The organism is Cupriavidus sp. 05T313 (genome assembly GCF_056396665.1).
This window is the reverse complement of the sequence record NZ_JBFTLX010000215.1, coordinates 1-12,474: the sequence shown is the minus strand read 5'-3', so window position 1 is coordinate 12,474 and position 12,474 is coordinate 1. Positions and strand designations below refer to the sequence as shown.

At 65.5% G+C, this 12,474-nt stretch carries 10 protein-coding genes; 7 read left to right on the top strand and 3 right to left on the bottom strand.

All coding sequences use genetic code 11. The features are described from left to right. The coding region (locus AC1DKD_RS31970) for an ABC transporter substrate-binding protein (protein ID WP_477144146.1) at positions 1–1,091 on the top strand (1,091 nt) is incomplete at its 5' end. Positions 1,092–1,112: 21 nt separating this feature from the next. On the opposite strand, the gene AC1DKD_RS31965 is transcribed toward AC1DKD_RS31970, so the two are convergent. Beyond that, positions 1,113–1,856, bottom strand: a complete 744-nt coding sequence (locus AC1DKD_RS31965) for a TetR family transcriptional regulator (protein ID WP_441636740.1) — start codon at positions 1,854–1,856, stop codon at positions 1,113–1,115. A gap of 433 nt (positions 1,857–2,289) precedes the next feature. Between AC1DKD_RS31965 and AC1DKD_RS31960 the strand changes: the two genes are divergently transcribed. From AC1DKD_RS31960 to AC1DKD_RS31945, 4 genes are all read left to right on the top strand, one after another. Further along, the gene (locus tag AC1DKD_RS31960) at positions 2,290–3,522 is read left to right on the top strand and encodes an efflux RND transporter periplasmic adaptor subunit (RefSeq protein ID WP_045241947.1); all 1,233 of its coding nucleotides are present in this window, start codon (positions 2,290–2,292) and stop codon (positions 3,520–3,522) included. Positions 3,523–3,552: 30 nt separating this feature from the next. Continuing rightward, positions 3,553–6,705: an efflux RND transporter permease subunit gene (locus tag AC1DKD_RS31955; RefSeq protein ID WP_477144145.1), complete on the top strand. Its 3,153-nt coding sequence runs from the start codon at positions 3,553–3,555 to the stop codon at positions 6,703–6,705. Positions 6,706–6,707: 2 nt separating this feature from the next. Then, entirely contained in the window at positions 6,708–8,186 is a 1,479-nt protein-coding gene (locus AC1DKD_RS31950; RefSeq protein ID WP_441636737.1) for an efflux transporter outer membrane subunit, read from the top strand. 295 nt (positions 8,187–8,481) lie between these two features. Next, entirely contained in the window at positions 8,482–8,940 is a 459-nt protein-coding gene (locus AC1DKD_RS31945) for a GNAT family N-acetyltransferase (RefSeq protein ID WP_441636735.1), read from the top strand. A gap of 4 nt (positions 8,941–8,944) precedes the next feature. On the opposite strand, the gene AC1DKD_RS31940 is transcribed toward AC1DKD_RS31945, so the two are convergent. After that, a complete protein-coding gene (locus tag AC1DKD_RS31940; RefSeq protein ID WP_477144144.1) occupies positions 8,945–10,108 on the bottom strand; it encodes a CapA family protein in 1,164 nt (387 codons plus the stop codon). 220 nt (positions 10,109–10,328) lie between these two features. Between AC1DKD_RS31940 and AC1DKD_RS31935 the strand changes: the two genes are divergently transcribed. Beyond that, positions 10,329–11,060 carry an oxygen-binding di-iron domain-containing protein gene (locus tag AC1DKD_RS31935; protein ID WP_441636731.1) on the top strand — a complete coding sequence of 244 codons (732 nt, stop codon included), beginning with the start codon at positions 10,329–10,331 and terminating at the stop codon, positions 11,058–11,060. Positions 11,061–11,082: 22 nt separating this feature from the next. Here the strand turns inward: AC1DKD_RS31935 and AC1DKD_RS31930 are convergent, their stop codons facing one another. Then, complete coding sequence (locus AC1DKD_RS31930; protein WP_441636729.1) at positions 11,083–11,691, bottom strand: glutathione S-transferase; 609 nt, start codon at positions 11,689–11,691, stop codon at positions 11,083–11,085. Between the two features lie 154 nt (positions 11,692–11,845). On the opposite strand from AC1DKD_RS31930, the gene AC1DKD_RS31925 reads away from it, so the two are divergent. Further along, the gene (locus AC1DKD_RS31925) at positions 11,846–12,295 is read left to right on the top strand and encodes an Lrp/AsnC family transcriptional regulator (protein ID WP_441636727.1); all 450 of its coding nucleotides are present in this window, start codon (positions 11,846–11,848) and stop codon (positions 12,293–12,295) included. The last annotated feature ends 179 nt before the right edge of the window (positions 12,296–12,474 follow it).

Here is a 12,474-nt window from a genome sequence, read left to right as displayed (position 1 = left end):
GTGCCGGGCTAAGCGGCGGCGCGCGCGCCCAGGCCGGCCCGCCGGTGCCGGCCGGCTACCCGGCGGGCTATGCCGAGATCATTGCGCGGGCGCTGCAAGAGGGCATGGTCAATGTGCATGCTTCCACCGACGTGGAGATCGCGCGGCCGCTGGTGGCAGCGTTCGAGGCGCGTTACCCCGGCCTCAAGGTGCGCTACCAGGATCTGAATACGCTGGAGCTGAACGATCGTTTCCTGACGGAGAGCGCGCGCCTGGGCGCGGGGCAGGCGGCCGGACCGGACTATGCCGACGTGCTGTGGAGCACGGCGATGGACCTGCAGATCAAGCTGGTCAACGATGGCCATGCCCTGCGCTACGCCTCGCCGGAGCGCGCCGGCCTGCCGGCCTGGGCGGCATGGCGCGACGAAGCCTGGGGCACTACCTTCGAGCCCGCCGTGATCGTCTACAACCGCCGCCATTTCGCCGGCATGCAAGTGCCGAAAAGCCGCACCGGCCTGGCGCGCCTGCTGCAGGAGAACACGCCGCGCTGGCGCCAGCGGGTAGTGACCTACGATGTGGAAAAGTCAGGAGTGGGTTATCTGCTGGCGCAGCAGGACGCACGCATGGGCGACGAGTTCTGGTATCTGGCCCAGGCCCTGGGCCGCTGCGGCGTGCAGTTGTCGGCATCGACCGCGAGCATGATCGAGCGCATCGCTTCCGGTGAATTCGTGATGGGTTACAACCTGCTCGGCTCCTACGCGCTCTCGCTGATGGAGCGCGGCGCCGAAATCGATGTGATTGCCCCGCGTGACTACACGCTGGTCATGTCGCGCGTGGCGTTTGTCGCGCGCCGCGCGCCGCATCCCAACGCGGCGCGGCTATGGCTGGATTTCCTGCTCTCGCGCGCTGGCCAGACCCTGCTCGGGCAGACTGCCTCGCAGCTCTACACGATCCGTACCGATACCGACAGCGAGCACACCGCCGCGGCGCTGGCCGAGCGGCTGGGCTACGCGCTCAAGCCGATCAGCGTGGGCCCCGGCCTGCTGGCGGCGCAGGATACGCTGCGCAAACGGACCTTCCTGGCGCGCTGGCGCGACGCCGTGCGCGGCTGAGCGGCCGCTTGCGATGGCCGCTTACGATTTCCCGGCTAGCTTCTGCGCGCTCAGAGCGGTCTGCGCTTTCTGTGCTTCCTGGCACATTGAATCCACTTCCGCCTTGAGCTCCGGGACGGGGCGCGGCACATAGCCTTTGCGCAGGGCCGGCGACAGCCTGAGGGTGTCGATGAAGGCGTCGGACACGCGCTCGGCATTGGTCTCGAGATCGAAATCGTCGGGCGCGAACAGCCAGTGCGACAGCATGCCGCCGATGGAGGCGTGGAACACATTGACGGCCAAGTCCAGGTCCAGGTCGGCCGGCAACTGCCCGCGCTCCACGGCCATGCGCAGATGCTCCCGCATCTTCACCGTGCCTTCCTGGTGCGACTGGCGCTGCCGCTCGAAGATGGCGCCGTTGTCCTCCACCATTTCGCACTTGTGGAACACGATCTCGAACACGCGCCGCCATTGCGGGTTTTCCACGGTCTGGCGCAGCACAAAGGCGCAGATGTCGCGAATGCTGCCCAGCGGGTCTTCCTGGCTCGCAATGCGTTCCGGCTCGCACAGTGCTTCGAGCGGCAGGTGGACGCGGTCGGACATGGCGGCGAAAACGTCGCTCTTGTTCTTGAAATGCCAGTAGATGGCGCCGCGCGTCACGCCGGCTGCTTCGGCGATATCGGCTAGCGAGGGACGGGCAACGCCGCGGGCGTGAAAGACGGCCTCGGCCGCGTCGAGAATGCGATGGCGTGTTTCAAGCGCCTCTTCCTTGGTGCGTCTGACCATGATGTTCTCTGATGCCGGCCACGAAGGACCGGTCTGGTTCTGTCTCCCTGAATGCAGGGGTGGGGTCCGCCTGTGCACGTGCGCGCCGTGCCGGTACATGAGGACCGGTGTGCGGGGTGCTTATCGCCGCATTGCAACAAGTTCTTACATACATGCTTGAATGTATATATAATACGCGTTCGCCTGACTTTCGGCCAGTCTATCGGCCGAACGGCACCGCAGCGCCCTCCTTCATTTCGCGGTGCCATGTCGGCATGTCGTTACTAATTGGCAACCGTTCGTCGCAAGCGTCACGCCAGCGTTGCCAATTGTGGCTAGCATCAAACTTTTTGCCCGCTTTCCGGCGCTTTGCAGGACGGCGGGCCGCGCCGTATCCGGACACGACACCGGGAACTCATGCGGCCGATCTCAAATTGCCATCATGGGGTTATCGATGAGGAAGTCCCAACGTATCACTTGCGTTGCCGCCGCTGTTCTGTCGGCGCTCGCGCTCTCCGCCTGTGGCGACAAGAAGCCGCAGGGCGGCGCCATGCCGCCGCCGGAAGTGGGTGTCGTCACCGTCACGCCCACCACCGTTTCCGTCATCAACGAACTGCCTGGCCGCCTGGAAGGCGTGCGTACCGCCGAAGTGCGGGCGCGGGTCGCAGGTATCGTGCTGTCCCGCAACTATAGCGAGGGCGGCGAGGTGAAGGCTGGCCAGCTGCTGTTCAAGATCGACCCTGCGCCCTACCAGGCCCAACTCGAGTCGGCCAAGGCCAGCCTTGCCCGTGCCGAGGCCAATGCCGTGGCGGCGCGCCAGAAGGCCGAGCGCTACAAGCCACTGGTCGCCGTCAATGCGGTGAGCAAGCAGGAATATGACGAAGCCGTGGCCGCCGCCGGCCAGGCCACCGCCGACATCGCCTCGGCCAAGGCCGCCGTCTCCACCGCCCAGATCAATCTCGGCTACACGGCCGTGACCGCGCCCATCAGTGGCCGCGTGGGCCGTGCGCTGGTGACCGAAGGCGCGCTGGTAGGCAGCGGCGAAGCCACCAAGCTGACCACGGTCGAGCAAGTGGACCCGATCTGGGTCACCTTCACCCAGCCCGCCAGCGAAGTGATGAAGCTGCGCCGCTCCATCGAGAGCGGCCAGGTCAAGGGCGTCGACGGCGGCGCGCGCGTCCATCTGTTTATCGAGGATGGCCGCGAGTACGCGCAAACCGGCAAGCTGCTGTTCTCGGACATGACGGTCGACCCGACCACCGGCGCCATCACGCTGCGCGCGCAATTCCCCAATCCCAAGCGGGAACTGCTGTCGGGCACCTTCGTGCGCGTCAAGATCGAGCAGGGCGTGGACGAGAACGCGCTGACCGTGCCGCAGCGCGCGCTGATCCGCACCGGCCAGGGCGCATCGGTGCTGGTGGTCGGCGGCGACGGCAACGTGGCTTCGGTGCCGGTCAAGGCACCCCAGGCGATCGGCGAGAACTGGATCGTCACCGAAGGCCTCAAGGGTGGCGAGAAGGTGATCGTCGAGGGCTTGCAGAAGGTCAAGGTCGGCGCGCCCGCCAAGGCGGTGCCGTTTGTCTCGAAGACCGCCGCCGCTTCGGCGCCTGCCGCGCAGCCTGCCGCCGGCGGCGCTTCTGCTCCAGCCGCGGTGACCGCTGACAAGACCGACGCCAAGCAGGGCTAATCACAGCGCAAAACGAAGGGAGCCAGTTTTATGGCCAAGTTTTTTATTGACCGGCCGGTGTTCGCGTGGGTGCTCGCGCTGATCATCGTGCTGGGGGGCCTGCTGTCGGTCGTGCAACTGCCGATCGCCCAGTACCCCAACATCGCGCCGCCGACGATCTCGGTGACGGCGACCTATCCGGGCGCATCCGCCAAGACGCTTGAAGACTCGGTCACTTCGGTGATCGAGCAAGAGCTCAACGGCATTCCCGGGTTGCTTTACTACAACTCCACCAGCGAAGCCACCGGCCTGTCGACGATCACGATCGCCTTCCAGCCGGGCTCCAACATCGACCTGAACTCGGTCGAGGTGCAGAACCGCCTCAAGCGCGTGGAAGCGCGCCTGCCGGCGGAGGTGCGCCAGCAGGGCGTGCGCGTGGACAAGGCCGGGAACAACTACATGATGTTCCTGACGGTCTCGTCCAAGTCCGGGCAGGCCGATGCTATCCAGCTGGGTAACTACGTCTCGGCCAGCCTGATCGATTCGATCCGTCGCGTGCCGGGCGTCGGCCAGGCCGACCTGTTCGGTACCGAGTACGCCATGCGCATCTGGGTGGACCCGGCCAAGCTGACCGGCTACAACCTGACGCCGCAAGACGTGACCGCTGCCATCTCGGAGCAGAACGTGCAGGTCGCCGTGGGTGAGCTTGGCGGCACGCCGTCGCCCCAGGGCACGGAGCTCAACGCCACTGTCACCACGGAAAGCCGTCTCAGCACGCCGGAGCAGTTCGCCAACATCCTGTTGCGCACGAACCCGGACGGCTCCTCGGTGCGCGTCAAGGACGTCGGTCGCGTCGAGCTCGGCGGTGCCGATTACTCCACGCTGGCCCGTACCAACGGCAAGCCGTCGGCGGCCATCGCCATCAAGCTGGCCCCGAGCGGCAATGCGCTGGCCACCGCCACCGCGGTGCGCGCCAAGATGGAAGAGCTGTCCAAGTTCTTCCCTGCCGACTACCAGTACTCGGTGCCTTACGACACCTCGGCCTTCGTCAAGATCTCGATCGAGGAAGTGATCAAGACCCTGGTCGAAGCCGTGGTGCTGGTGTTCCTGGTGATGTACCTGTTCCTGCAGAACATGCGCGCCACCATCATCCCCACGGTGGTGGTGCCGGTGGCCCTGTTGGGCACCACGGGCATGCTGCTGGCATTCGGCTTCTCCATCAACGTGCTGACGATGTTCGGCATGGTGCTGGCGATCGGTATCCTGGTGGACGATGCGATCGTGGTGGTGGAAAACGTCGAGCGGATCATGAGCGAGGAAGGACTCTCGCCACGTGACGCCACGCGCAAGGCCATGGGCCAGATCACCGGCGCCATCGTCGGCATCACGCTGGTGCTGACCGCCGTGTTCATCCCGATGGCGTTCTTCTCGGGTTCGGTGGGTAACATCTATCGCCAGTTCTCGCTGTCGCTGATCTCGTCGATCGCGTTCTCGGCGCTGCTGGCGCTGACGCTCACCCCGGCGCTGTGCGCGACGCTGCTCAAGCCGGTCGAGGCCGGGCATCATCACGAGAAGAAGGGTTTCTTCGGCTGGTTCAACCGCACCTTCGCGCGCGCCGCCACTGGCTACCAGGGCACGGTGGCACGCATCCTGAAGCGTGGCGGCCGCTACCTGATCATCTACGCCCTCATCATCGTCGGCATGGTGGTGCTGTTCAAGCGCCTGCCTTCGTCCTTCCTCCCCGAGGAAGACCAGGGCTACATGATCACGGTGGTGCAGCTGCCCAACGGTGCCACGCAGGAGCGCACCATCGGCGTGCTCAAGCAGATCGAGGACTACTACCTGCAGAAGGAATCCAAGGTGGTGGACCAGATGATCACCGTGGCGGGCTTCTCCTTCTTCGGCCGCGGCCAGAACGGCGGTATCGCGTTCGTGCGCCTGAAGGACTGGAAGGAGCGCACGGGTGCCAACGAGACCGCGCAGGCATTGGTTGGCCGGGCGTTCGGTGCGCTGTCCTTCATCAAGGACGCCATCATCTTCCCGCTGAACCCGCCGGCAATTTCCGAGCTCGGTAACTCCTCGGGCTTCGACTTCCGCCTGCAGGACCGCACCGGCCAGGGTCACACCAAGCTGATGGAAGCACGCAACATGATGCTCGGCATGGCCGCGAAGAATCCTGCGCTGGTGGGTGTACGCCCCGAAGGCCAGGAAGACGCGCCGCAGCTGCAGATCGACATCGACCGCGAGAAGGCGCGCACGCTGGGCGTTTCGGTTGCCAACATCAACTCGACGCTGGCCATCGCGTTCGGCTCCGCCTACGTGAACGACTTCATCTACGAAGGCCGAGTGCGCAAGGTGATTGCCCAGGCCGAAGGCAGCGACCGCAAGCTGCCCGACGACCTGACCAAGCTGCGCGTGAAGAACAAGAATGGCGACATGGTTGCGTTCGCCGCCTTTGCCACTTCCAAGTGGATCATGGGCTCGCCGCGCCTGGAGCGTTACAACGGCCTGCCGGCAGTGAAGATCGCTGGCCAGGCGGCACCGGGGCGCAGTACCGGCGAAGCCATGAAAATCATGGAAGAGAACTTCGCCAAGCTGCCGCCGGGCTTCGGCTTCGAGTGGTCCGGCCAGTCCTATGAGGAGCGCCTGGCCGGTTCGCAGGARCCGATKCTSTACACGCTGTCGCTGRTCATTGTGTTCCTGTGCCTGGCCGCGCTSTATGAGAGCTGGTCGATCCCGGTCGCGGTGCTGCTGGTGGTGCCGCTGGGCGTGCTCGGCGCGCTGCTGGGCGTGACCCTGCGCGGCATGCCCAACGACGTGTACTTCAAGGTGGGCCTGATCGCGACCATCGGCTTGTCGGCGAAGAACGCCATCCTGATCGTGGAATTCGCCAAGGATCTGCAGGCGCAGGGCCGCAGCGTCATCGACGCTACGCTTGAAGCCGTGCACTTGCGGTTCCGCCCGATCCTGATGACTTCGATGGCCTTTATCCTGGGCGTGCTGCCGCTGGCGATCGCCACCGGCGCGGGCTCGGGTGGCCAGCGCGCCATCGGTACCAGCGTGATCGGCGGCATGATCACCGCCACGGTGCTGGCGATTTTCCTGGTGCCGGTGTTCTTCGTGGTGATCCGCAGCCGTTTCAAGGGCAGCAAGCGCGAGCATATGCTGGACCAGCAGCGGCTCGAACCCAAAGAGGGAATCTGACAATGACAAAGACACTGACCACGCTGTTGCTGGTGGCGGGCGTCCTCTCGGGTTGCACACTGGCACCCGTTTATGAGCGCCCGGCCCCGCCGGTGGCCACGCACTATCCGGACGCGCCGGAAGGGTACGCGGCCGCCGAGGTGAAGACCGGCGAAAGCCGCCATGCGAGCGAGATCGGCTGGCGCGAGTTCTTCCGCGATCCGCGCCTGCAAACGCTGATCGCCACCTCGCTGGAAAACAACCGCGACCTGCGTACCGCCGCGCTGCGCATCGAGGAAGCGCGCGCGCTGTACCAGGTGCAGCGCTCCGACCTGCTGCCGACCGTCAACGCTACGGCCGGCTGGACGCGCCAGGGGTTCGCGCGCGCGCAGTCGGCCACGGGCAATTCCTATATCGTCGACTACTACCAGGCGGGCGGGTCGATCGCTTCGTACGAGCTCGATTTCTTTGGCCGCGTGCGCAGCCTTTCCAATGCCGCGCTGTCGCAGTTCTTCGCCACCGAGGAGGCGCGCCGTTCCGCGCAGATCTCGCTGGTCTCGGAAGTTGCCAAGGCCTACCTGTCCGAGCGTTCCTTTGCCGAGCAGTATGAACTGGCGCAGAACACGCTGAAGACACGCGAGTACACACTGAACCTGGCCAAGCAGCGCTTCGAAGCGGGCGCCACGTCGGCGCTGGACCTGCGCGACAACGAATCGCTGGTGGCGCAGGCCCGCGTCTCCGCGGCGCAGCTGGCACGCCAGCGCGCGCAGGCGCAGAACGCGCTCGAAGTGCTGGTGGGCAAGCCGCTGGGCACCATCGAGAACCTGCCCGAAGCGATGCGCCTGTCGGACGAACGCATCATCAGCGACATCCCGGCAGGGCTGCCGTCGGACCTGCTCGAGCAGCGTCCCGATATCCGCCAGGCCGAGCAGCAGTTGCTTTCAGCAAACGCCAATATCGGCGCTGCACGCGCGGCCTTTTTCCCGCGCATCACGTTGACTGCCAATGCTGGCGCGATCAGCCCGGTCTTCTCGAACCTGTTCGACTCAGGCACCGGCGCGTGGTCGTTCGCGCCGCAACTGGTACTGCCGATCTTCGATTACGGTCGCAACCTGTCCAACCTGGACCTGACCAAGACACGCAAGAATATCCAGATCGCCAACTACGAGAAGACCATCCAGACGGCCTTCGCGGAAGTGGCGGATGCACTGGTGGCGCGCGGCACGCTGGAAGGTCAGGTCACAAGCCAGGCGCAGGTGCGCGACGCCGAGGCGGCGCGCTTCGAGTTGTCGACGCGTCGCTTCCGCAGCGGCATTTCCAGCCAGCTCGACCAGCTCGACGCGCAGCGCCAGCTGTTCACCGCCGAGCAGAACCTGATCCAGGCGCGGCAACTGCGCCTGAACAACGCCATCGACCTGTACCGGTCGCTTGGCGGCGGCCTGAGCGAGACCGGTCCGGTGGCTTCGGCCGACGGCATCAAGCCAGCAGTGACGACGCAGTAAGACAGACAGTTTTTCGTCCTGCCATCCGGCGCGTGCTTGCCGGATGGCCTCAAAGCGAAGCGCCTTTGGTGCTTCGCTTTTTTTCTTCCTGGGTTCCCTGCATGCGTTCTGGCGCGCCAGTGCAATTCCGGATCCACGGCGAACCATGATGCATGCCAATCGCTGCGAGCGCCCACGCTGCCGGTGCGGAGAATTTTCGAATCGCGGAGCGTGCGCTAGGATAGTGCTGGCGCGGCCTGGACAATATCTTGCCGCGCGCACTTCTCTCCAACCCGCTACCCGAAGGAAGCCGTCCATGGAAGTCCGCTCGCTTGGTGTCGACGATGTCGAACTGGTCTGCCGCCATCGCGAGGAAATGTTCCGCGAGGCCGGCCGCGACAATGACATTCTCCAGACCATGACGCGGCAGTTCCGGCCGTGGCTGGAGCCGCGCCTGCGCGATGGCAGCTATTTTGGATTCGTGCTGGAGGATCAGGGCCTGCCCGTGGCCGGCATCGGCCTGATGGGGATCGACTGGCCGCCGCATCCGTCCCATCCCACGCAGGACAAGCGCGGGTACGTGCTGAACGTGTATGTGGACAAGACGCACCGCAAGCAGGGGCTGGGGCGCAGGCTGATGCAACTGGCCGAGGATGAATTCGCCAGGCGCGAGATCCAGTTCGCCATCCTGCACGCAACGGAGATGGGCCGCTCCTTGTATGTGGCGCTGGGCTGGCATGCGACCAGCGAGATGGCCAAGGCCGTTCGCGCGTAGCGCGCTAGCCGTTCCAGCGCAACACCAGGGTATCGTCCGCTGCGCGGATCACATGCGCGCCGTGCTTGCCGCCTTCCCGGTCGAGCGTGGCGTGCAGCCATGCCACGCCCTCCTCCGGCGCGCGGTGCAGGCGGAAATGGCGGATCTGCATCGGCACGGCGGACAGCGCGCGCAATGCGCCGGTCGCGGCGTCCACTAGCGGGACGTACATCAATACCAGGTCAGGCCGGTATGTCTGGTGGCCGCCGATGCCTTCGTAGTCGTTGAGGAAGTCTCCGCAGCCATAGAGAACCAGGCGCTCGCGGTACACCTCGATGCCTTTCACATGATGTGACGAATGCCCGTACACGATGTCGGCGCCGCYAGCATCGATCAGCCGGTGCGCGAAGGCCCGCTCCTGATGCGAAATATCGAACCCCCAATTGCCACCCCAATGCAGCGACACCACCAGGATGTCGCCCGCGCACCGTAACGCCGCTGTCTGGCAGGCAACCCGATCGGCGGCGCGCGCCGAGATGTCCGGCAGGAAACTTACGCCGGCGCGGCCTGCTGCCGCGGCCCAGTCCGCCGGCACGCCGCTGGTCGCGGTGGCATAGGCAAACACGAGAACCCTTCCTCCTCGCGCGAGCCGGATCACGGCGGGCGCGGCGGCCTGCGTCTCGTCGCGTCCCGCGCCGGCGGTAAGCAAGCCGGCGCCGTGCAAGACAGCCAGGGTTTCGTCGAGCCCGGCGCATCCCCAGTCCAGCACGTGGTTGTTCGCGAGCACGCAGCAATCCAGCCGCGCGCTGGTGAGGCACGGCACATTGGCGGGGTGCATGCGGTAGTGGATGCCCTTGCCCGGCTGCGCATCCTCGCAGGTGGTGACCGCGGTTTCCAGGTTGACGATGCGCGCATCCGGCTGGAAGTGATCGAGCAGCGCGAGCGCGTCGCCCCAGGGATAGGCATGGTCAACGGGCCGCTGCATCGGGCCTGTCGCGCGCTCCGCCAGCTCGACATAGCCGATTGCCGAACGTACCCCGCGCTCGTACAGGCGCGGCCTGCCCGGATGCGGCAGGATCTGGTCGATGCCGCGGCCGGTCATCACGTCGCCGCACAGGAACAAGCGCACGCAGGCACGGTTGCCGGCCGGAGCCGCGTTGCCGGAGGTTGTCCCGCTGACGTCATTCATCGTGCACTTCCGTCTTCCAGGCTGGCGCGGATACGCGATTACCCGCTTGCGAGATCGCAGCCATTCCCATTTTGCGCTGGTGCGCGGGAAAATGCGCCGGCAGCAGATGTGCATCCAGGCAGGCAAAAGGGGGCGTGCCAGCGGTGTTTCAATGCCTAGAATGAAGCAGGCCGGCACCGACGGCCGGGCCCCGCGCCCCGACGATCTCCAGGAGACAACGATGACTGTCACCAATGCCCTGTCGGGTACCAATGTCCATGAAATCGCAGACGGGATCTATCGGATCAATACCCCGGTCACCATCGACGGCGGTCCCGGCGGCTTCTCTTTCAACCAGTACCTGATCCTTGATGACGAGCCGCTGTTGTTCCACACAGGGCCGCGCAAGATGTTCCCGCTGGTGCGCGAAGCCCTGGCCAGCGTGATGGCGCCAGACCGGCTGCGCCATATTTCCTTTTCGCACGTGGAGGCCGACGAATGCGGCTCGCTCAATGACTGGCTGGCCGCGGCGCCCCACGCATCGCCGCTGTGCGGCAGCATTGCGGCGATGGTGTCCATCAACGACCTGGCCGACCGGCCCGCGCAGGGCCTGGCGGACGGGCAAGCCGTAGCGCTTGGCCGCCATACCGTGCGCTGGCTCGATACGCCGCATCTGCCGCATGCCTGGGAGTGCGGGTTCCTGATGGAAGAGCGCACCGGCACGCTGCTCTGCGGCGACTTGTTCACCCAGGGCGGTTCCGGCCTTCCCCCTCTCACCGACGCCGATATCCTGGGGCCCAGCGAAGCGTTCCGGCGCGGCATGGATTATTTCTCACACACGCCGAACGCAGGCGCCATGCTTGAGCGCATGGCGCTGCTCGAGCCCACGACCCTGGCCTGCATGCATGGCAGTGCCTGGCGGGGCGATGGCGCCGGCTTGTTGCGCGCGCTTGCACAGGCGTTGGCGCACTGATGACCGGCCGGCGCGGAAGGGGTCACGTCTGCGGCGTGTCCTTGAACGCGGCCAGCCGTTCCGCGGCGGCGCTGAACGACGCGAGCGCCGGGTACGTGCGCGCATCGACGGATTCCGGCAGCATCATCCGCGTGAAGCTCCACGCCACGGCGGTGGTCACGTCGGCTTGCGTGAGCAAGCGCTCGTCCGCTGGAAGCGCCGCGCCCGCCAGTTCCACTTCCAGTGCCGAGTACGCCGCGAGCAACTGGCCTTGCACGCGCCCGATCCACGGTTCATGCTGCTTGTCCGCCGGCCGCAGGTTCCGCTCGTAGACGATCTGCACCGTCTTCTCGCAGGCGGCCAGTGCCAGCCCGGTCAAGCGCAGCGCGTGCTGGCGCCGGCCGGGATCCGCTGGCATCAGGCTGCGCCTGGCCAGCGTTTCGGTGTAGTCGAGGATCAGGCCGGACTCCATCAGCACCACGCCGTTATCGCAAACCAGCGTGGGCGCCTTCACCACGGGATTGATCGCGTGGAATTCCGCGAACGTGCTGAACACCGAGACCGGCTTGTGTTCGAACGGCAAATCCAGCAGGCGCAGCGAGATGGCGACGCGGCGCACATAGGGGGAATCGAGCATGCCTACGAGTTGCATATTGTCTCCGCAAGAGAATGGGGCCCTGCATCGAGCCGGGCGTGTTCYAGCATAATCGGGGCATGCCATTGCGATACATGGGAAGGCATTGGAAAACAGCGCGGCGTACCGATGAGTCATCGGCGGCGCGCGCCGGGCGTCAAGGGAGCGCTGGATGGAGCTGGACAAGAAGGACCGACTGATCCTCGAAGCCTTGCAGGCCGACGCGCGCCAGAGCCTGGCGGCGCTCGGCAAGCGCATCGGGCTGTCGCAGCCTGCCATGAGCGAGCGGGTGCGCAAGCTGGAGGACGCGGGGGTGATCGAGGGATATGGGGCGAGGGTGAACTTGCGGGCGGTGGGGCTTGGCCTGCAGGCAATCATCCATATCGAGACCACGCATGCTTATATCCAGAAGTATGTGAGGCTCTTTGAGAGTATGCCGGAGGTGTTGAGTGCCGATCGTGTGACCGGAGAGCATTGCTTTATTGTGCGTTGCGCGATTGGCGATCCTAGCGGGCTGGAGCGTGTGGTGGATGCGCTGGCGGTGCATGGGGCGGTGACTACGTCGTTGGTGTTGTCGAGTCCGGTGCGGAAGGTGGTGACGATTGGGGGGCAAGTGAGGTGAATTTGGCTGCTTAACTTCAAAGGCTTAAAATGTAATAGCCTAGACTAAATCTGACAGTGGTTGGTTATCCATGCCGCCGCACATCGGTGCGAAGGGCGTAGCCCAGAGTGCCAGTGTGCGGCGGAATCCACAAGGAGTCCGCCATGACTCAGGAACAGAAAGTCATCCGTGCCAAGGTC

Bases quoted from the DNA above. Each gene is read 5' to 3' on its own strand.
- AC1DKD_RS31965 (WP_441636740.1), bottom strand. From the start codon at position 1,856: ATGGTCAGACGCACCAAGGAAGAGGCGCTTGAAACACGCCATCGCATT.
- AC1DKD_RS31960 (WP_045241947.1), top strand. From the start codon at position 2,290: ATGAGGAAGTCCCAACGTATCACTTGCGTTGCCGCCGCTGTTCTGTCG.
- AC1DKD_RS31950 (WP_441636737.1), top strand. From the start codon at position 6,708: ATGACAAAGACACTGACCACGCTGTTGCTGGTGGCGGGCGTCCTCTCG.
- AC1DKD_RS31945 (WP_441636735.1), top strand. From the start codon at position 8,482: ATGGAAGTCCGCTCGCTTGGTGTCGACGATGTCGAACTGGTCTGCCGC.
- AC1DKD_RS31935 (WP_441636731.1), top strand. From the start codon at position 10,329: ATGACTGTCACCAATGCCCTGTCGGGTACCAATGTCCATGAAATCGCA.
- AC1DKD_RS31930 (WP_441636729.1), bottom strand. From the start codon at position 11,691: ATGCAACTCGTAGGCATGCTCGATTCCCCCTATGTGCGCCGCGTCGCC.
- AC1DKD_RS31925 (WP_441636727.1), top strand. From the start codon at position 11,846: ATGGAGCTGGACAAGAAGGACCGACTGATCCTCGAAGCCTTGCAGGCC.